This is a genomic window from Stenotrophomonas sp. Steno-C17 (genome assembly GCF_056393165.1).
Genome location: NZ_JBWJPD010000004.1, coordinates 103638 through 121489, shown reverse-complemented (window position 1 = coordinate 121489; position 17852 = coordinate 103638). Strand labels below are relative to the sequence as shown.

Below are 17852 nucleotides of genomic sequence, written 5' to 3'. Positions count from 1 at the left end.
ACCGGGTGCAACCGCCTTTCAATGGCCGCCGTCCAGGGCCTTCAATTCGCTGACCAGAGAAGCGGCGGCCTCGGCGCCATCGCCGTACAGCATGCGCGTGTTGTCGGCATAGAACAGGGCGTTTTCAATGCCGGCAAAGCCGGTGCCCTTGCCGCGCTTGATCACCACCACGTTGCGCGCGTTCACCACATCCAGCACCGGCATGCCGTAGATCGGGCTGGCCGGGTCGGTGCGCGCCACCGGGTTGACCACGTCGTTGGCGCCGATCACCAGCACCACGTCGGTGGTGGCGAACTCGGGGTTGATGTCGTCCATGTCGGCAATCAGGTCGTAGGGCACGCCGGCTTCGGCCAGCAGCACGTTCATGTGCCCGGGCATGCGCCCGGCCACCGGGTGGATGGCGAACTTCACCTTCACCCCGCGCTGCCCCAGCCGCTGCGCCAGCTCCCAGATCTTGTGCTGGGCCTGGGCCACGGCCATGCCATAGCCCGGCACGATCACCACGCGTTCGGCGAAGGCCATCATCGCCGCCACGTCGGCCGCATCGATGGGCTTCTGCGAGCCGCTGATCGCCTGCGCTTCGCCACTGGCGCCGCCGCCAAAATTGGAGAACAGCACGTTGCGGATCGGCCGGTTCATGGCCTTGGCCATCAACCGCGTCAGCAGGATGCCGGCCGCGCCGACCATCATGCCGGCGATGATCAGTGCCTCGTTGCCCAGCACGTAGCCTTCGAACGACACGGCCAGGCCGGTGAAGGCGTTGTACAGCGAAATGACCACCGGCATGTCGGCGCCACCGATGGGCAGGGTCATCAACACGCCCAGCGCCAGCGCCAGCACGAAGAAACCGACGATGGCCCAGGTGCTGAGCGTGCTGGCGGCGATGATGCCCAGCACCACCACGGCCAGGGCCACCAGCAGGTTCAGGATCTGTTGGCCGGGCCAGGTCACCCGCTTGTCCAGGCGGCCATCCAGCTTGGCCCAGGCGATGACCGAGCCGGACAGCGACACCGCACCGATGGCTGCACCGACCACCGCCAGCATCAGCACGGTGGCCGAGGGCTGGCGCGCGGCCAGGTCGGCCAGCGCCTGCGCGCTCCAGTGGCTGGTATCGCGGTGGGCCAGAAAGGCATAGCGCAGCAGTTCCACCGCGCCGATGGCGGCCGCCGAACCGCCGCCCATGCCGTTGTAGAGCGCCACCATCTGCGGCATGTCGGTGACGGCCACCTTGCCGGCCGACCACCAGGCCAGGCCCGCACCCAGCAGCAGCGCCACCAGGATCAGCGGGACGTTGTGCAGTTCGGGCAGGAAGAAGGTGGCCGCGGTGGCCAGCAGCATGCCCAGCCCGGCCCAGCGGATGCCGCTGCGCGCGGTCAGCGGCGAGGCCATGCGCTGCAGGCCCAGCAGGAACAGGGTGGCGGCCACCAGGTAGCTGGCCTTGACCAGCCAATCAAGCAGTTCAACGGTGCTGATGTTCACGCCTGCGGCTCCTTCGCTGCATCCTTGCCGCCCTTGGGTGCGCTGGGCTTGAACATTTCCAGCATGCGCGCGGTCACCACGTAGCCGCCGGCGGCGTTGCCCGCCCCCAGCACCACGGCCAGGAAGCCCAGCGCTTTCTCCAGCGGTGTCTGTGCGTGGCCCAGCACCACCATGGCACCGATCAGCACGATGCCGTGGATGAAGTTGGAACCCGACATCAGCGGGGTATGCAGGATGACCGGCACCCGCGAAATGATCACGTGGCCGGCAATGGCGGCCAGCATGAAGATGTACAGCGCCACGAACCCGTCACTCATCGGCAACGCCTCCCGCTCTGTCTTCGTCGCCCCATCATAACCATGGGCTGAACCCGGCGCGCGGGCCGGTCAACCACGGGCGCGCTCACGCGTTGTCGATGGTGACCGTGAACGAGGAACCGTACCCTGTGCTGGTGAGCAGCCCCCTTCCCCCGACCGCTGACAGCGATGCCCTGCCGGCATCGCTGGAGGCGTTCCTGGCCGGCGTGGGCCCGCGCGCGTTCCGCTTCGCCGAAGCGGGCCTGCGCCAGCGCGACGATGCGCTGGATGCCGTGCAGGACGCCCTGCTGCGCATGCTGGACTATGCCGACAAGCCGGCCACCGAGTGGGCGCCGCTGTTCTGGAGCATCCTGCGCCGGCGGGTGATCGACATGCAGCGCCGGCGCCGCTTCCGCCTGCCGTTCTGGCGCGACAACCAGGACGCCGACGGCGCCGACATCGACTGGGCCGACCCTGGCCCGGACCCGGCCCAGGCGCACGAGCAGCGCCAGCAGTACCAGCAGCTGGTGCAGGCCCTGCGCACCCTGCCCGCCCGCCAGCGCGAAGCCTTCACCCTGCGCGTACTGCAGGACCTGGATGGCGCCACCACCGCGCGCGCCATGGGCTGCAGCGAAGGTGCCGTCAAAACCCATCTGGCACGCGCCCGACAGGCGCTGCAGCACCATCTGGAGATCGACCCGTGAACCGCCCTCTGCCTTCCGACGACGCCCTGCGCAGCCTGCACGCGCACGCGTTGCAGTCGCTTTCCCCGGACACCCTGGCGCGGCTGCGGCAGGCCCGGCACAGCGCTGCAGGCGCGCGCCGCGACCGTGGCCGCTGGTGGCTGGCCACCGCGTGTTCGCTGGTGGTTGCACTGGGCATCGGCGTGCAGTTCACCGGCACCGCCCCGCATACTGGGCCGGTAGCGCCGCCTGCCGTAGCTGCGGTGGACGACAACAGTGCGCTGTACGACGAGAATCCCGATCTGTACCTGTGGCTGGGCGACACCGACCTGGCGATGGAGTGAACCATGCTGCGAGTTTCAACCCTGCCGATCCTGATCGCCCTGGCCATGCTGCCGGCGGCACCGGCGCTGGCCCAGGCTGCGCCACCGGCCGCGCCCGCGCGCGTGGCCCCCACCACGCCCCTACCTGGCTGGGAACAACTGAGCCCGGCCCAGCGCGAAGCCCTGCTGGCGCCCCTGCGTGACCGCTGGAACGGTGCCGACGCCGGGCAGCGCCAGCGCATGCTGTCGCATGGCCAGCGCTGGCAGTCGATGAGCCCGGAAGAGCGGGACAAAGCGCGGCGCGGGCTGCGTCGCTTCGAGCACATGAGCCCGGAACAGCGCGAACAGGCCCGTGCCCTGTTCGGGCAGATGCGCCAGCTGAGCCCGGCCCAGCGCGATGCCCTGCGGGAACGGTGGTCGCAGATGACGCCGGAACAGCGCAACGACTGGGTGCGCGAGAACCCGCCGCCGGCCCGGCCGCGGTAAGGCGCCTGGAATGGGGTCAGAGCCCTTTGCTGGCGCAAAGGGATCCGACCCCTGGCCTGGGGGAAACGGGGTCAGAGCCCTTTGCTGGCGCAAAGGGATCCGGCCCCACTGCGGTTCACGGCTGCCAGCGCGTTTTCGCCAGCAGTTCGTCGTCCCAGTCGAACGCCAGCTGCCCTTCGCGCACGAACAGCGCGACGAAGTTGAGCAGGTTGCGCGCATACATTTCGCTGGCCTGGGTGGCACCGCGACTGGCCAGGTGCAGCGGCCCATCGATCACCACGCCGTTGTGTTCGATGCACTGGCCAGGCTGGGTCAGCGCACAGTTGCCGCCACTTTCAGCGGCCAGATCGACGATCACGCTGCCCGGCGCCATGCCTTCGGCCATGGCCGCGGTGACAATGGTCGGCGCCGGTCGCCCGGGCACCGCCGCGGTGCAGATCACCACGTCCACGCTGCGCAGGTGCTCGCCCAGGCGACGCTGCTGTTCAGCCCGTTCGTCATCGGTCAGCGCGCGCGCGTAGCCGCCCTCGCCCACCGCGCTCACGCCCAGATCGAGAAAACGTGCGCCCAGCGACTGGATCTGTTCGCGGGTTTCCGGCCGCACATCGAAGCCTTCCACCTGTGCGCCCAGGCGACGTGCGGTGGCAATGGCCTGCAGGCCGGCCACGCCGGCACCGATCACCAGCACCTTGGCCGGCCGCACCGTGCCGGCGGCGGTGGTCAGCATCGGGAAGAAGCGTGGCGCGCGATCAGCCGCGATCAGCGCCGCCTTGTAGCCGGCCATGCCCGCCTGCGAACTGAGCACGTCCATGGCCTGCGCACGGGTGGTGCGCGGCAGTTGCTGCAGCGGGAACAGCCGCAGGCGCTCGTCGGCAGCCAACGCGGCCAGGGCCGGGTCGGACGCCGGCGCCAGCAGCCCGATCACACTGGCGCCGGGCTTGAGCAGGCCCAACTGCGCCGGTGCAGGCGCCTGCACGCACAGCAGAATGTCGATCTCGCTCCAGCGCGCCGCGTCGAACACGCGTGCGCCGGCATCGTCATAGGCGGCATCGGGGAAGCCGGCGGCCCGTCCGGCGCCGGCTTCGTACCAGACCGTGATGCCCAGTGCGCCCAGCTTCTTCGCCGTTTCCGGCGTCAGCGCCACGCGCCGTTCGCCCGGCGCGGTCTCCTTCATCCCCAGCAACGCCACGGCCATGCAGTCCCCGCTGATCGGTGAGTTTTCCCGATCCTAGCAGGGGTGCCCGGCTCAGTGCAGGGTGGCGCTGCCCGGGTCCAGGCGGTCGATCACGCCCTGCATGGCGCTGTCGAAGGCGCCGTCGTCCACATGGGCGCGCAGGCGGCCCAGGCGCACCATCACGGCCAGCTCTTCCGGCGAGGCCACGCAGAAGCGCACGCCACGACGGTTGACGAACAGCAGGCGCGAGGAGATCGGGCTGACCCAGGACAGCTTGCCCGCCTGCACCTTGCCGTCCTTGTCGACGAAGTCCAGCCAGTTGCCGATTTCCATGCGGCGGAAGCGGTCGGCGTCGGCATTGTCGAAATCATCGGTGTCCACCTGCCCACCCAGCTCCACCGCCGCGGCTTCCGGCGCCGGCGCGGTCGGCAGGGCGACCTGCGGCAGCTCCGGCAGCGCGCGCTGCAGTTCCGGGCGCGATTCGGCGATGCCCTGCAGCGTGTCGTGCAGCGCATCGATCGCCGCGCTGGCGGCGTCACCGTGAACGCCCACGCTGGCGAACACCTTGGCCAGTGCCGGCTGCCAGGCCTGCAGCCACGGCTTGCCGACGATCTGGCGGCGCGCTTCGGCCACTTCTTCCAGCAGGCCATCGCCCAGGGTGAGCGCCTCGGCCACCGAACTGCCATCTTCGCCCTCGCGCAGCAGCGCCAGAGTCAGATGATGCTGCCAGGGCTGGCGCAGGAACTCGGCAATCGCCGCCGGCAGCGTGGCATCGCCGATACGGCGGTCCAGCTCAGCGCCTGCGCGGCTGCGGGCCATTTCCAGCTTCTCCTGGCCGCGCTGGGTTTCAGCGGCACGACGCTCGGCGATTTCTACGCGCCGGCGGTGCTGCACCAGGAACTCGCGGAACTCTTCTTCCAGGGTCAGGAAGATGGCCAGGTTCTCGTTGAACTCGGCCACCAGACGTTCGATGATTTCTTCCACCTTGGCCATCAGCATGCGCTCGGCCTGGCTTTCGCCGGTGTTGCCCTCGCAGGCTTCGGCCAGCGAATTGAGCAGCTTGCGTGCCGGGTGGGTCTTCTGCACGAACATGCGGCGGTCGAGCATGGCCACCTTCACGAACGGCACCACCAGACGGCCGATCAGCTCGCGCGAACGACCTTCCAGCTCGCGTTCGTCCAGCATCACGTCGAACAGCATGCCGACCAGATCGATCGCATCCTCGTCCTGCGGGTCCAGGCGGGTCTGGCCGGGATCGGCGCCGAGCCGGGTGGCGCTGGACAGCACTTCGCTCTTCAGCCGCTGCGCCAGCGATTCGCCGTCTTCACCGATGGCCGCCCGCAGCGTGGCGCTGGGCGTGGCCTGCAGCAACGACAGCACCGACATCATTTCGCGCTGGCTGAGCGGGCGATGCTGGCCCACCGCCACCTGCGCGGCCGACGTCGCGTCTTCGCGCACGTGGCGGGTCTGCTGCAGCAGTTCGTGCAGGGCTTCCAGCAGCATGCCCTGCTGGCCGCCGTAGCCTTCCCCGGCCGGGCCTTCTTCCACGCCCAAGTGCTGCTGCATGTGCCCGCGGCGCTCGGACCAGCGCGCGGCGAAGCGCTGCGCCCAGGCCGGCGCGGCCTGTTCTTCATCGCTGAAATCGGTGTCGAAGCCAGGCATGGCGCGCTGCTCGACCAGATCATCCAGCCCCGGCGGCGGCCGCGACGGCGTGGCGGACGGGGCACGACGCGGCGCGCCCATCTGCGGCATCACCCCGGCGGCAGCCAGTTGTTCGTCCAGCTTCTCGTAGATGCGCCCGACCGGCACGCGCAGGTCGCGCTCGCACAGCTTGATCAGTACCAGGTGCACTTCCGGGGCCAGTTCGCAGTGCGCGAACGCCTCGTGGATGGCCACGCCCAGGTGCTCAGGGCTGATCGGGTTGCGATCGGCATCCAGCTCGCCGGTGGCGGCCAGCCAGCCCAGCCGGCGGTCCAGCCGCGCCAGCACCGGCTTGAAGTCACGCAGCAGCACCGTGGCGAAGTTGCGCACGGCCAGCCGCGATTCCAGCACATGTTCGGGAATCAGGCTGAGGCCCTCTTCGGCCGGCCCGGACAGCGTGGCCTCGGCCGACAGCGGCTCGCCGGCGGCGAGCGCCGCCCAGGCGCGCTGCAGGTGGCTGGCGTAGGCGGCCTCGATCTCGGCACGACGGCGGCGCAGCTCGCGCATGGCGTCCAGGAACAGCAGCTGCGACGCACCGGCATTGCCGGCACGGTCGAACAGGGCATCGTCGAAGCGGGCCAGTGCCGCGGCAAAAGCCTGGCACAGCGCCGGCAGGACCATGTCCCGGGCAAGCTGAAGCTGGGCCGGGTCACGACCCGGCGATCCCATCGGAGTGGGCGCGCTCATCATTCGGGAAGGCTCCCCACCTTCTCTATTGCGACTGACATCATGGACATCGCGACGGCCGGTGCACCCCATGCACCGGTACGCCGATGGTAGGCCGGCCAGCCTGTCACGGACAGTGAAACAGTCCTCACTTCAAACCTCACGACCGGCGGCCCGGCAAGACGGGTATCGTAAGCCGTGCGGGGCCTGCGAGGCGAGGGGAAGCGGCGTTGGGCGCCGCGCCAGTGGCATGACGTTCATCACAGTTTGTTATTTGAATGGCAGACGCGACACGACGGGCGTCATCAACCACCCCGACTATAATCATGTGCCCGTGATGACCGGTTCAGACTCCATGCCCGACCCCGCTGCCCTGCTCGCCCTGGATGCCCGCCGCTCGGTGCCCTCGCGGCAGCTGGGCGAACCCGGACCGGACCCCGCCACCCTGCTGCGCATGCTGACCTCGGCGGTGCGCGTGCCCGACCACGGCAAGCGGGTGCCGTTCCGCTTCCTGAAGATCGCCGGCGATGCGCGTCACACTCTGGGCGATTTCCTGGCCGAGCGTAGCCGCGAGCGCGATCCGCACGCCGGCGAGGCCGTGTTCGAGAAGGACCGGCAGCGCTTCAGCCACGCCCCGCTGGTGATCGTGGTGGTGGCCAGCCCGCGCCCGGACGCCAAGGTGCCCGAGCAGGAACAGCTGATGACCGCCGGCTGCGTCTGCTTCGCTCTGCTGCAGGCCGCGCAGGCGCTGGGCTTCGGTGCGCAGTGGCTGACCGCGTGGATGGCCTTCGACCCGGCCGTGCACGCCCACCTGGGCCTGGCGGAAGGCGAGCGGATTGCCGGCTTCATCCATATCGGCACACCCAAGGCGGCGGTGCCCGAGCGCGAGCGCCCGGATGCGGCCGCCCTGCTGCAGGACTGGACCGCACCGTGAGCGCCATCAGCGCCCACCCCGCACCGCCGCTGTACCTGGTCGACGCCAGCATCTACGTGTTCCGCGCCTGGCACTCGCTGCCGGACGAGTTCCAGGACAGCCAGGGCTGGCCGACCAATGCCGTGCACGGCTTTGCCCGCTTCCTGCTGGACCTGCTGGAACGCGAGCGCCCCCGCCATATCGCCATTGCTTTCGACGAAGCGCTCGACAGTGGCTTCCGCCACCGGCTGTACCCGGCCTACAAGGCCAACCGTGATCCGGCACCGGAGGCGCTGAAGCGCCAGTTCGTGCACTGCAAGGCGCTGTGTGCGGCGCTGGGGCTTGCGGTGCTGGCCCACCACGATTTCGAGGCCGACGACCTGATCGGCAGCGCCCTGCACCGCCACCGCGGCAGCCACCGCGGGGTGATCATTTCGGCCGACAAGGACCTGTCGCAGCTGCTGCTGGACCACGACGAACAGTGGGACTACGCACGCAACCAGCGCTGGGACGTGGCCGGGGTCAAGGCCCGCCACGGCGTGCACGCGCACCAGATTGCCGATTACCTGGCGCTGTGCGGCGATGCGGTGGACAACATTCCCGGCGTCAGCGGCGTGGGCGCCAAGTCGGCCGCGGTGCTGCTGGCCCACTTCGGCAGCATGGATGCCCTGTTCGAACGTATCGATGAAGTGCCGTTCCTGCGCCTGCGCGGCGCGGCACAGATGGCCGTGCGCCTGCGCGAGCAGCGCGAACACGCGCTGTTGTGGCGGCAGCTGACCACCATTGCCCTGGATGCGCCGCTGGACGGCAGCGCGCTGGGCCTGCTGCGCCAGCCCGCCGACCCGGAACTGCTGGATGGCCTGTGCCAGACCCTGCGTTTCGGGCCGCTGACCCGCCGCCGCCTGTTCGCCGCCACCGGCATGGCCGACCCTCTTCCCACACCCAGCGAGCCCGCATGAGCCAGCGCAACACTGAAGCACCGCGTGTCGTCTACGAAGGCAAGTACCAGCGCATGGTCGTGCGCGGTACGTGGGAATACAGCGAACGCACCCACGCCGGCGGCCTGGCCGCGATCATCATCGCCGTCACCCCCGAAGACAAGGTGCTGTTCGTCGAACAGTTCCGCGTGCCGTTGCAGGCACCGACCATCGAGATGCCCGCCGGCCTGGTCGGCGATGTCGATGCCGGCGAATCGATCGAAGTATCGGCCGTGCGGGAACTGGAAGAGGAAACCGGCTGGACCGCCGCGCACGCCGAAGTGTTGATGATCGGCCCGACCTCGTCCGGCGCCAGCAGCGAGAAGATCGCCTTCGTGCGCGCCACCGGCCTGCGCCGGGTCGGCAACGGCGGCGGCGATGAGAGCGAGAACATCACCGTGCACGAGATTCCGCGCAGCGAGGCGGCCGCCTGGCTGGTGCAGAAGATGGGCGAAGGCTACGAACTGGACGCCAAGCTGTGGGCCGGGTTGTGGATGATCGAACATCACCTGGATGGCCGCCCGCGTGGCTGACGCCGACCTGCACGGGCTGCCGGCCCTGCTGGGCGCCGACGACCCGGCCGTCTACACGATCCATCGCGCGCAGGGGGCTTCGCCCTACCTGCTGCTGGCCGACCATGCCGGCCAGCAGGTACCGCGCGGGCTGGCGCAGCTGGGGCTGCCGCAGCATGAGCTGGATCGCCATATCGGCTGGGACATCGGCATTGCCGGCACCACCCGTGCACTGGCCGGGCTGCTCGATGCCTGGGCGATCGAACAGACCTATTCGCGCCTGCTGATCGACTGCAACCGGCCGCTGGCCTCGCCCACGCTGATCCCGGAAGTGAGCGACCACACCGTGGTGCCGGGCAATGCCGGGCTGTCGGCGGCGCAGCGCCAGCAGCGCATCGACGCGATCCACGCGCCGTACCACGCACGCATCAATGCCGAACTGGACGCGCGCCGCGATGCGGGCCGCCCGACCCTGCTGGTGATGATGCACAGCTTCACCCCGGCAATGAACGACGTCGCCCGACCGTGGCACGCCGGCGTGCTGTACCACCAGGACACCCGCTTCGCCCAGGCGCTGCTGCGGGCGCTGCGTGCCGAGGGCGACCTGGTGGTGGGCGACAACGAACCGTATTCGGTGAACCGCAACAGCGACTACGCGGTGCCGGTGCATGGCGAAGACCGCGGGCTGGTGCATGTGGAACTGGAAATCCGCCAGGACCTGATTGCCGACGTGGCCGGCCAGCAGGCCTGGGCGCAGCGGTTGGCGCACGTGTTCAGCGCATTGCAGCCAGAGTTGTTGGCGGCGGCATGACCGCCCTCCACGCAATCGAAGGACGGTAGCGCCGGGCCATGCCCGGCGGCACCGGAACCCACTGCCGCGTTACGCCTCGCCGGGCATGGCCCGGCGCTACCGCAGGCGGGGCGCGTCCATCCACGGGAACGGCTTGAACCCGTGCACCTGCACGGTCGCGCCGATGGCCTCGAAGTCGTCCTTGATGGCTTGCGCGCGGTTGCGATCCAGGCCTTGGCCCAGCAACAACGGCAATGCGCGGCAGCGCGCCAGCGCCTGCCCCACCGGCACCTGGTGCAGGCGCGACACGCGCTGTGCGGCGGCTTTCACCTGCGTCTCCGGGCACGCCGACAGCTGCAGATCGAAGGACGCGAAGATGCCCGCACCCACGCCGGCCGCGCGCGCAGCGGCCTGCTCGGCGGCCGTGGCTTCGCCCAGTGCCTCGTCGATGCCTTCCACCTGCTGGAACGCGTCGTACTCGTGGTAGTACGCCAGCGCCTGCGCGTACTCGGCCAGGGTGGATTGCGGGCGCTGGCGCTTGTGTACCTCCAGCACATCGGCAAACGTGGCCGGCTCCAGGTAGGTGGTCAGACCCAGCGCGCGCGCCGCGGCCGGCACCTGGCTGTCATCGTCGAAGGCGGTCTCCTCATCAGGCGGCAGCCAGAAGCGCGCCTGCAGCAGATCTCCATCGGTGGCGTGCACCCAGCCGAAGGAAGCAAACACATCGTGGTCGTCGTTGCAGGCGGCGAAGGCCAGCAGTGTCTGTTCCAGGTCCAGCAGTTCGATCATGCGTCATTGGCCAGGCAGGCGGGGGCGTTCGAGTCTACCGCTGCCGGGCGCAGGCCCAGCGCGATCACCACCCCGAACAGGGCGAACAGCGCCGCGCCGTACTCGGCATGCACCAGCCCGGCCAGCGCCGCAGGCGACGACGCCGTGCCGCCACCCGCATTGGCCACCATCACCAGCACCGCCAGGCCCAGCGCTCCACCAATCTGCTGCGCGGTGGCGGCCATGCCGGAGGCCACGCCCTGCTGCGCAGCGGGCACGCCCTGCCCGGCCACGATCCACATGGCCGTCCAGCTCATGCCCTGGCCCACGCTGAGTACCACGATGCCCGGCAGCAGCGGCCAGTAGCCACTGCCCTGCGGCAGCGCCCAGGCCACGGCGGCAATGCCGACCGCGCCTGCGGCAAAGCCCCAGCCCAGCACCTGCCGCGCCGACTGCCGCCGCAGCATGCGTTCGGCAATGCGGATGCCGAAGGTGCACACCACGGTGGGCAGCAGGAAGGCCAGGCCGGCCTGCAGCGGGCTCCAGCCATAGCCATCCTGGAAATACAGCGCCAGGAAGTAGTACTGCACGCCATAGCTGCTCATGAAGGCAAAGGTCAGGCCCATGGCGGCACGCAACCCGCGCAGGCGCAGCAGACCGAACTGCATCAGCGGGTCGCGGCTGCGCTTCTCGATCTGCACGAACACGGCCAACAGCAGCACCGACACCAGCAGACAGCCCAGCGTGGCCGGCGCGGTCCAGCCCCATTCGGGCCCCTGCACCAACGTGGTCACCAGCAGGCTACCGCCCACGGTGACGGTGATGCAGCCGGCCAGGTCGAACGAACGGCCCTGCGCGCGCGGACCATCGGCCGGCAACCACGCCCCGGCAGCGACCGCGCAGGCGGTGGCCAGCGGCACGATCACCGCCAGCACGGCCGGCCAGCCGAAGGCCTGGGTCAGCACCCCGCCCAACAGGGTGCCCAGGGCCAGGCCAACCGCGCTGGCCATGCTCCAGATCGCCAGCGCGCGGTTACGCACCGGGCCTTCGGCATAAAGCGTATTGATCAGGGCCAGCGTGGCCGGGAACAGCAATGCCGCGCCGATGCCCTGTGCGGCACGGGCCACGATCAGCAGTGGCGCGTTCGGGGCCAGCGCGCCCAGCAGCGACGCCAGCGCGAACAGCAGCATGCCCAGCCGATAGAAGCGGCGGCGCCCGATCAGATCCGCTGCGCGCCCGCCCAGCAGCAGGCAGCCGCCGAAGGCCACGGTGTAGGCGCTGACGACCCACTGCAGCTGCTGCGCATTGATCTGCAGCGCACGGCCCATGTCATGCAGGGCAACGAAGATGATGGTGGCGTCCAGGGCGATGATCAGCTGCGCGGTGGCCAGCAGGGTCAGCGCCCAGCGCGGGTATTTCAGGGGAGGCATTCGGCGCACGGTTCGGTGGGGGGGGGGGACGGCAGTCTCATTGATGCGGACGCATCAATAAACCCCATCGGAGCCATATCTGTCATGATTTTTGGCATGAATGGATCATCGATGGATCTCAACGCGGTGCGCATGCTGGTGCAGGTGGCCGAAGCGCGCAGCTTCACGGTGGCGGCTGGCCAGCTCGGCCTGAGCCAGTCCGGGCTGTCGCGGGCCATTGGCCGGCTCGAGGCCTCGCTGGGAGTGAAGCTGCTGCAGCGGAACACGCGCAACGTTGCACTCACCCCGGATGGCCAGCAGTTCGTCGAGCAGGTGGGGCCGTTGCTGTGCGGCATGGAAGATGCCGAACGGCTGCTGGCCGACCGCCCCTGCACACCGTCGGGTGTGCTGAAGATCAGCGCGCCATCGATGTTCGGGCGCAAGGTGCTGGTGCCCTTGCTGGGGCGATTGCTGGAACGACACCCGCAGCTGCAGGTGGACGCCGTGCTGAGTGACCGGCTGGTGGACCTGGTGGAAGAGGGTTTCGACGCGGCAGTGCGCACCGGCCCGATCGCCGACCAGCGCATCGTGGCCCGCGCTTTGCGACCGCTGCGCTGGGTGACCGTGGCCAGCCCGGCCTACCTGGCCGCGCACGGCCGTCCGCAGCACGTGGCTGATCTGCAGGACCATGCCTGCCTGGCCGTGCGCAACCTGCGCAGCGGACGGTTGGTGGACTGGCAGTTCGTGCAGGACGGGCAGCTGCGCGAGGTTACGCCGCCGGCACGGATGGTGTTCGACAGTGGCGACCCGCTGGTGGAAGCGGCGATTGCCGGCATCGGCATCGTGCAGGTGATGGATTTCGCGGTGGCCGAGGCCTTGGCCGACGGCCGCCTGCAGCGCGTGCTGCAACCCTTCGAAGGTCGCAGCCGCGCCTTGTCACTGATCTATCCGCCGTCGCGGCAGCACTCACCGAAGCTGCAGGTGCTGGCCGACGCGCTGCTGGCCGGGGATTGGTAGATCCACGCCATGCGTGGATGATTGCGCACGGGGTCAGAGCCCTTTCCGTGGAAAAGGGATCTGACCCCTTCGGCATTACGCGAAGCTGTCGGTGGCGCGCACCAGCGCGTCCACGTTCTCCGCCTCGAACGCCGAATGACCCGAGGCCGGGGTGATTTCCAGCTTCGCCTTCGGCCAGACCTTGGTCAGGTCCCAGGCGTTTGCCAGCGGGCAGACCACGTCGTAGCGGCCGTGCACGATCACGCCCGGGATATCGGCAATGCGATGTGCGTCGCGCAGCAGCTGGTCTTCCACTTCGAAGAAACCGCCGTTGACGAAGTAGTGGTTTTCGATGCGGGCGAAGGCCAGGGCGAAGTGCGGGTCTTCGTGGCTGTTGATGAAGTCGTCATCGACATGCAGGAAGCTGGTCGCACCTTCCCACACCGCCCACGCCTTGGCCGCGTCCAGGCGGGTGGTTTCGTCTTCACTGGTCAGGCGGCGGTGGAAGGCCGAGATCAGGTCATGGCGCTCCACCGGCGGAATCGGCTTCAGGTAGTGCTCCCAGGCATCCGGGAACAGGCGGTTGGCGCCTTCCTGGTAGAACCATTCCAGTTCCCAGCGGCGCAGCATGAAGATGCCGCGCAGCACCAGTTCGGTCACCCGCTGCGGGTGGGTCTGCGCATAGGCCAGCGCCAGGGTCGAACCCCAGCTGCCACCGAACACCTGCCAGCGATCGACGTTCAGGTGCTCGCGCAGCTTTTCGATATCCGCGACGAGGTCCCAGGTGGTGTTGTCCACCAGGTCGGCATGCGGGGTGGAACGGCCGGCACCGCGCTGGTCGAACAGGATGATGCGGTACCTGGACGGGTCGTGGAACTGGCGCATCTTGTCGCTGCAGCCGCCACCCGGGCCACCGTGCAGCATCACCACCGGCTTGCCGTCCGGGTTGCCGCACTGTTCGAAGTACAGCGTGTGGCGGTCGTCGACCTTCAGGGTGCCGACGTCGTAGGGGGTGATGGCGGGGTACAACGTACGCATGCTTGCAGCTCCGTGGTGGTGCCCTGCCGCTGGCAGGAGAACCCCCATTCTAGGCCGGTCGCCGCCCCAGGGTGACCCGGTCGCGGTGTTCAAGGTCCTGCGCGGTGCATACCTCGGCCAGGCCCGCGGCGTCGAACAGCGCGCGGATCGCCGCGCCCTGGTCCCAGCCGTGTTCGACCAGCAGCCAGCCACCGGGCTGCAGGTGCGCGCAGGCTCCCTCGGCAATCGCACGGATGTCATCCAGCCCGTCCACGCCCGACGCCAGTGCCGTGGCCGGTTCGAAGCGCAGGTCGCCCTGCTGCAGGTGCGGATCGTCGCTGGCGATATAGGGCGGATTGCTGGCGATCAGGTCGAAGCGCGCGCCCTGCAGCGGTGCATACCAGTCCTGCCCGCCTTCGGCGAAGCGCACGTTGCGCAGTGCATGGCGCGTGGCATTGCGCGCGGCGACGGCCAGCGCAGCGGGGCTGGCATCGGTGGCCAGCACCTGCGCCTGCGGCCGTTCGCTGGCCAGCGCCAGGGCAATGGCGCCGCTTCCGGTGCCGAGGTCGGCCAGTTGCAGCGCGCGATCTGCCGGCAGGCGGTCCAGCGCCAGTTCCACCAGCAGCTCGGTTTCCGGGCGCGGGATCAGGGTGGCCGCATCCACTTCCAGATCGAGCGTCCAGAAGCCGCGGCGGCCGGTCAGGTAGGCCACCGGCTCACCGGCGATGCGACGGGCCAGCAATGTCTCGAAGGCGACCTGTTCAGCTTCCGGCAGCGGATCGGTGGCGTGGGCGAAGAGCCAGCTGCGCGGGCGGTCCAGCACGTGCAGCAGCAGCAGTTCGGCCTCGTGGCGGGCGTCGATGCCGCCAAGGCGGGCACTGGCCGCAGCCACGATCTGGCGCAGCGAAGAATCGGATTCGATGGACATGCCGCAATTGTAGAGTCGAGCTTGCTCGACTGCTTCGGCAAAGCGGTCGAGCAAGCAAAGGCAGTCGAGCATGGCTCGACTCTACAAAAAGCGGGGTTCGTTCAGGTTGGCCAGGGTGGGATAAGAAGGGGCTATCAGTTCCACGCCGCGGATTCAGGAATTTTTCCTTTCCATACAAACAGTTGCAGGGCCAGGAGCGTCCAAACAGAAACCCGCCCCTTGAAATTCAATAGACAACATCTATTGAATAGATGAAATCAATGCATTGTTCTTATCGATGCGGAATCGGTAACCTAGCTCCTGTCGATTCACCCACTCCCCTTCACCCAGAGGAAAAACGATGTCCCTGATCAACACTCCGATCCAGTCGTTCGAAGCCAATGCCTACCACAACGGCGAGTTCATCAAGGTTTCCGACAACAGCCTGAAGGGCCAGTGGTCCGTCCTGATCTTCATGCCGGCCGCCTTCACCTTCAACTGCCCGACCGAGATCGAAGACGCGGCCGACCATTACGCCGAGTTCAAGAAGGCTGGCGCCGAGGTCTACATCGTCACCACCGATACCCACTTCTCGCACAAGGTCTGGCACGAAACCTCGCCGGCCGTGGGCAAGGCCCAGTTCCCGCTGGTGGGCGACCCGACCCACAAGCTGACCCGCGCCTTCGGCGTGCACATTGAAGAAGAAGGCCTGGCCCTGCGCGGCACCTTCATCATCAACCCGGAAGGCGTGATCAAGACCCAGGAGATCCACTCCAACGAGATCGCTCGTGACGTGGCCGAGACCCTGCGCAAGCTGAAGGCCGCCCAGTTCACCGCCGCCAACCCGAACCAGGTCTGCCCGGCCAAGTGGAAGGAAGGCGAAAAGACCCTGACCCCGTCGCTGGACCTGGTCGGCAAGATCTAAGTCGTACCGGCCTGCCGCGGCCCCACGCCGCGGCGCGCCCTTCATCCCCGTGCCGGCCCCACGCCGGCGTGGGGGTGAACCCAAGACAGCCAACGCACGCCAGCCTTGGCCAGCCAGCCCCTTCCACGGTCGCTGTCTTGGGTTCACCCCTACCCCCTGCTGGTCCGCTACCTTCTACAGCGGTGCCACGCCCACGCTTTGCCTGAAACCAGGAGAGAACCATGTTGGACGCCAACCTGCAGTCGCAGCTGAAGACCTATCTGGAACGCGTGACCCGCCCGATCCAGATCACCGCGCGCGCCGACGATGGCGCCAAGTCGCAGGAAATGCTGGAACTGCTGCAGACCCTGGAAAGCCTGTCGGACAAGATCTCGCTGCAGGTGCTGCGCGATGGCCAGGGCCGCGTGCCCTCGTTCGACCTGGGCACCCCGGGCCAGGACATCCACCTGACCTTTGCCGGTCTGCCGATGGGCCACGAGTTCACCTCGCTGGTGCTGGCGCTGCTGCAGGTGGGCGGCCACCCGTCCAAGGCCACCGCCGAGCTGATCGAGCAGGTGCAGAACCTGGAAGGCGAATACAAGTTCGAAACCTACTTCTCGCTGTCCTGCCAGAACTGCCCGGACGTGGTGCAGGCGCTGAACCTGGCCGCCGTGCTCAACCCGCGTATCCAGCACGTGGCCATCGACGGCGCCCTGTTCCAGGACGAAGTCGAGAAGCGCGAGATCATGTCGGTGCCGACCGTGTACCTCAACGGCGAAGTGTTCGACCAGGGCCGCATGACCCTGGAGCAGATCGTGGCCAAGCTGGACACCAACGCCGGCAAGCGCGACGCCGAGAAGATCGCCGCCAAGGACGCCTTCGACGTGCTGGTGGTCGGCGGTGGCCCGGCCGGTGCCGCAGCGGCCATCTATGCCGCGCGCAAGGGCATCCGCACCGGCATTGCCGCCGAGCGCTTCGGTGGCCAGGTGCTGGACACCATGGCCATCGAGAACTTCATTTCGGTGAAGGAAACCGAAGGCCCCAAGCTGGCCACCGCGCTGGAACAGCACGTGCGCGAGTACGAGGTGGACATCATGAACCTGCAGCGCGCCACTGCGCTGGTGCCGGCCGGTGAAGATGGCCTGGTGCAGGTGCAGCTGGAAAATGGCGCGGTGCTGAAGTCGCGTTCGGTCATCCTGTCCACCGGCGCGCGCTGGCGGCAGATGAACGTGCCGGGCGAGGACCAGTACCGCAACAAGGGCGTGGCGTACTGCCCGCACTGCGATGGCCCACTGTTCAAGGGCAAGCGCGTGGCGGTCATCGGCGGCGGCAATTCCGGCGTGGAAGCGGCCATCGACCTGGCGGGCATTGTGTCGCATGTGACGCTGCTGGAGTTCGATTCCAGCCTGCGTGCCGACGAAGTGCTGCAGAAGAAACTGCGCAGCCTGGGCAACGTCACCGTGCTGACCAGCGCGCAGACCACTGAAGTTCTGGGTGATGGCAGCAAGGTGACCGGCCTGGTCTACAAGGACCGCGTCGGCGGCGATGCCCACCGCGTCGAGCTGGAAGGCATCTTCGTGCAGATCGGCCTGCTGCCCAACACCGAATGGCTGAAGGACAGCGTGGCCCTGTCGCCGCGTGGCGAGATCGTGATCGACGACCGTGGCCAGACCAACCTGCCGGGCGTGTTCGCCGCCGGTGATTGCACCACGGTACCCTACAAGCAGATCATCATCGCCATGGGCGCCGGTTCCACCGCTGCACTGAGTGCCTTCGACCACCTGATCCGCTCGTCGGTGAACACCGGCAGTGGTGCAGTGGCCGAAGCGGCCTGATCCACCGTTCCCAGCC

The 17852-nt window shown here is 68.5% G+C and carries 18 protein-coding genes; 10 read left to right on the top strand and 8 right to left on the bottom strand.

Features of this window, described 5'->3' with window-relative positions; genetic code table 11:
• Nucleotides 1–18: 18 nt before the first annotated feature.
• Entirely contained in the window at nt 19–1479 is a 1461-nt protein-coding gene (locus AC06FA_RS05295) for an NAD(P)(+) transhydrogenase (Re/Si-specific) subunit beta (protein WP_478067428.1), read from the bottom strand.
• A complete protein-coding gene (locus AC06FA_RS05290; protein WP_108755481.1) occupies nt 1476–1796 on the bottom strand; it encodes an NAD(P) transhydrogenase subunit alpha part 2 in 321 nt (106 codons plus the stop codon). Before AC06FA_RS05290 ends, AC06FA_RS05295 begins: the two co-directional genes overlap by 4 nt.
• A 98-nt stretch (nt 1797–1894) precedes the next feature.
• On the opposite strand from AC06FA_RS05290, the gene AC06FA_RS05285 reads away from it, so the two are divergent.
• The 3 genes from AC06FA_RS05285 to AC06FA_RS05275 are packed head-to-tail and all read left to right on the top strand — an operon-like array spanning nt 1895 to nt 3267.
• Complete coding sequence (locus tag AC06FA_RS05285) at nt 1895–2479, top strand: RNA polymerase sigma factor (RefSeq protein WP_478067427.1); 585 nt, start codon at nt 1895–1897, stop codon at nt 2477–2479.
• A complete protein-coding gene (locus tag AC06FA_RS05280) occupies nt 2476–2802 on the top strand; it encodes a hypothetical protein (protein WP_478067426.1) in 327 nt (108 codons plus the stop codon). The genes AC06FA_RS05285 and AC06FA_RS05280 overlap by 4 nt, the downstream gene beginning before the upstream one ends.
• A gap of 3 nt (nt 2803–2805) precedes the next feature.
• Entirely contained in the window at nt 2806–3267 is a 462-nt protein-coding gene (locus AC06FA_RS05275; RefSeq protein WP_478067425.1) for a DUF3106 domain-containing protein, read from the top strand.
• Between the two features lie 115 nt (nt 3268–3382).
• Here AC06FA_RS05275 and AC06FA_RS05270 read toward each other — a convergent pair whose 3' ends face one another.
• Together AC06FA_RS05270 and AC06FA_RS05265 are read right to left on the bottom strand one after the other, a co-directional pair.
• On the bottom strand, nt 3383–4462 hold the full coding sequence (locus AC06FA_RS05270) for an NAD(P) transhydrogenase subunit alpha (RefSeq protein ID WP_478067424.1): 1080 nt from the start codon (nt 4460–4462) through the stop codon (nt 3383–3385).
• A gap of 51 nt (nt 4463–4513) precedes the next feature.
• Nucleotides 4514–6832: a DUF1631 domain-containing protein gene (locus AC06FA_RS05265; protein ID WP_478067423.1), complete on the bottom strand. Its 2319-nt coding sequence runs from the start codon at nt 6830–6832 to the stop codon at nt 4514–4516.
• Between the two features lie 331 nt (nt 6833–7163).
• On the opposite strand from AC06FA_RS05265, the gene AC06FA_RS05260 reads away from it, so the two are divergent.
• The 4 genes from AC06FA_RS05260 to AC06FA_RS05245 are packed head-to-tail and all read left to right on the top strand — an operon-like array spanning nt 7164 to nt 10021.
• Nucleotides 7164–7742, top strand: a complete 579-nt coding sequence (locus AC06FA_RS05260; protein WP_478067422.1) for a nitroreductase family protein — start codon at nt 7164–7166, stop codon at nt 7740–7742.
• Between the two features lie 5 nt (nt 7743–7747).
• Nucleotides 7748–8680, top strand: a complete 933-nt coding sequence (locus AC06FA_RS05255; protein WP_312706810.1) for a 5'-3' exonuclease — start codon at nt 7748–7750, stop codon at nt 8678–8680.
• Entirely contained in the window at nt 8677–9231 is a 555-nt protein-coding gene (locus tag AC06FA_RS05250; protein WP_478067421.1) for an NUDIX hydrolase, read from the top strand. Before AC06FA_RS05255 ends, AC06FA_RS05250 begins: the two co-directional genes overlap by 4 nt.
• A complete protein-coding gene (locus AC06FA_RS05245; RefSeq protein WP_478067420.1) occupies nt 9224–10021 on the top strand; it encodes an N-formylglutamate amidohydrolase in 798 nt (265 codons plus the stop codon). The genes AC06FA_RS05250 and AC06FA_RS05245 overlap by 8 nt, the downstream gene beginning before the upstream one ends.
• A gap of 96 nt (nt 10022–10117) precedes the next feature.
• Here the strand turns inward: AC06FA_RS05245 and AC06FA_RS05240 are convergent, their stop codons facing one another.
• Entirely contained in the window at nt 10118–10789 is a 672-nt protein-coding gene (locus AC06FA_RS05240) for a DUF7716 domain-containing protein (RefSeq protein WP_478067419.1), read from the bottom strand.
• The gene (locus tag AC06FA_RS05235) at nt 10786–12198 is read right to left on the bottom strand and encodes an MFS transporter (RefSeq protein WP_478067418.1); all 1413 of its coding nucleotides are present in this window, start codon (nt 12196–12198) and stop codon (nt 10786–10788) included. Before AC06FA_RS05235 ends, AC06FA_RS05240 begins: the two co-directional genes overlap by 4 nt.
• A 111-nt stretch (nt 12199–12309) precedes the next feature.
• Between AC06FA_RS05235 and AC06FA_RS05230 the strand changes: the two genes are divergently transcribed.
• Nucleotides 12310–13194 carry a LysR family transcriptional regulator gene (locus AC06FA_RS05230; protein ID WP_478067417.1) on the top strand — a complete coding sequence of 295 codons (885 nt, stop codon included), beginning with the start codon at nt 12310–12312 and terminating at the stop codon, nt 13192–13194.
• Nucleotides 13195–13269: 75 nt separating this feature from the next.
• On the opposite strand, the gene pip is transcribed toward AC06FA_RS05230, so the two are convergent.
• Both pip and prmC read right to left on the bottom strand, forming a co-directional pair.
• A complete protein-coding gene (gene pip, locus AC06FA_RS05225) occupies nt 13270–14211 on the bottom strand; it encodes a prolyl aminopeptidase (RefSeq protein ID WP_478067416.1) in 942 nt (313 codons plus the stop codon).
• A gap of 49 nt (nt 14212–14260) precedes the next feature.
• On the bottom strand, nt 14261–15118 hold the full coding sequence (gene prmC / locus AC06FA_RS05220) for a peptide chain release factor N(5)-glutamine methyltransferase (protein WP_478067415.1): 858 nt from the start codon (nt 15116–15118) through the stop codon (nt 14261–14263).
• Between the two features lie 340 nt (nt 15119–15458).
• On the opposite strand from prmC, the gene ahpC reads away from it, so the two are divergent.
• Nucleotides 15459–16022 carry an alkyl hydroperoxide reductase subunit C gene (gene ahpC / locus AC06FA_RS05215; protein ID WP_107229920.1) on the top strand — a complete coding sequence of 188 codons (564 nt, stop codon included), beginning with the start codon at nt 15459–15461 and terminating at the stop codon, nt 16020–16022.
• Nucleotides 16023–16243: 221 nt separating this feature from the next.
• Nucleotides 16244–17836, top strand: a complete 1593-nt coding sequence (gene ahpF / locus AC06FA_RS05210) for an alkyl hydroperoxide reductase subunit F (RefSeq protein WP_478067414.1) — start codon at nt 16244–16246, stop codon at nt 17834–17836.
• The last annotated feature ends 16 nt before the right edge of the window (nt 17837–17852 follow it).

Coding starts and splice junctions, on each gene's coding strand:
- AC06FA_RS05265 (WP_478067423.1), bottom strand. CDS start 6,832: ATGATGAGCGCGCCCACTCCGATGGGATCGCCGGGTCGTGACCCGGCC.
- AC06FA_RS05260 (WP_478067422.1), top strand. CDS start 7,164: ATGCCCGACCCCGCTGCCCTGCTCGCCCTGGATGCCCGCCGCTCGGTG.
- AC06FA_RS05270 (WP_478067424.1), bottom strand. CDS start 4,462: ATGGCCGTGGCGTTGCTGGGGATGAAGGAGACCGCGCCGGGCGAACGG.
- pip (WP_478067416.1), bottom strand. CDS start 14,211: ATGCGTACGTTGTACCCCGCCATCACCCCCTACGACGTCGGCACCCTG.
- AC06FA_RS05285 (WP_478067427.1), top strand. CDS start 1,895: ATGGTGACCGTGAACGAGGAACCGTACCCTGTGCTGGTGAGCAGCCCC.
- AC06FA_RS05230 (WP_478067417.1), top strand. CDS start 12,310: ATGGATCTCAACGCGGTGCGCATGCTGGTGCAGGTGGCCGAAGCGCGC.
- AC06FA_RS05250 (WP_478067421.1), top strand. CDS start 8,677: ATGAGCCAGCGCAACACTGAAGCACCGCGTGTCGTCTACGAAGGCAAG.
- AC06FA_RS05290 (WP_108755481.1), bottom strand. CDS start 1,796: ATGAGTGACGGGTTCGTGGCGCTGTACATCTTCATGCTGGCCGCCATT.
- AC06FA_RS05240 (WP_478067419.1), bottom strand. CDS start 10,789: ATGATCGAACTGCTGGACCTGGAACAGACACTGCTGGCCTTCGCCGCC.
- AC06FA_RS05275 (WP_478067425.1), top strand. CDS start 2,806: ATGCTGCGAGTTTCAACCCTGCCGATCCTGATCGCCCTGGCCATGCTG.
- ahpC (WP_107229920.1), top strand. CDS start 15,459: ATGTCCCTGATCAACACTCCGATCCAGTCGTTCGAAGCCAATGCCTAC.
- ahpF (WP_478067414.1), top strand. CDS start 16,244: ATGTTGGACGCCAACCTGCAGTCGCAGCTGAAGACCTATCTGGAACGC.
- AC06FA_RS05235 (WP_478067418.1), bottom strand. CDS start 12,198: ATGCCTCCCCTGAAATACCCGCGCTGGGCGCTGACCCTGCTGGCCACC.
- prmC (WP_478067415.1), bottom strand. CDS start 15,118: ATGTCCATCGAATCCGATTCTTCGCTGCGCCAGATCGTGGCTGCGGCC.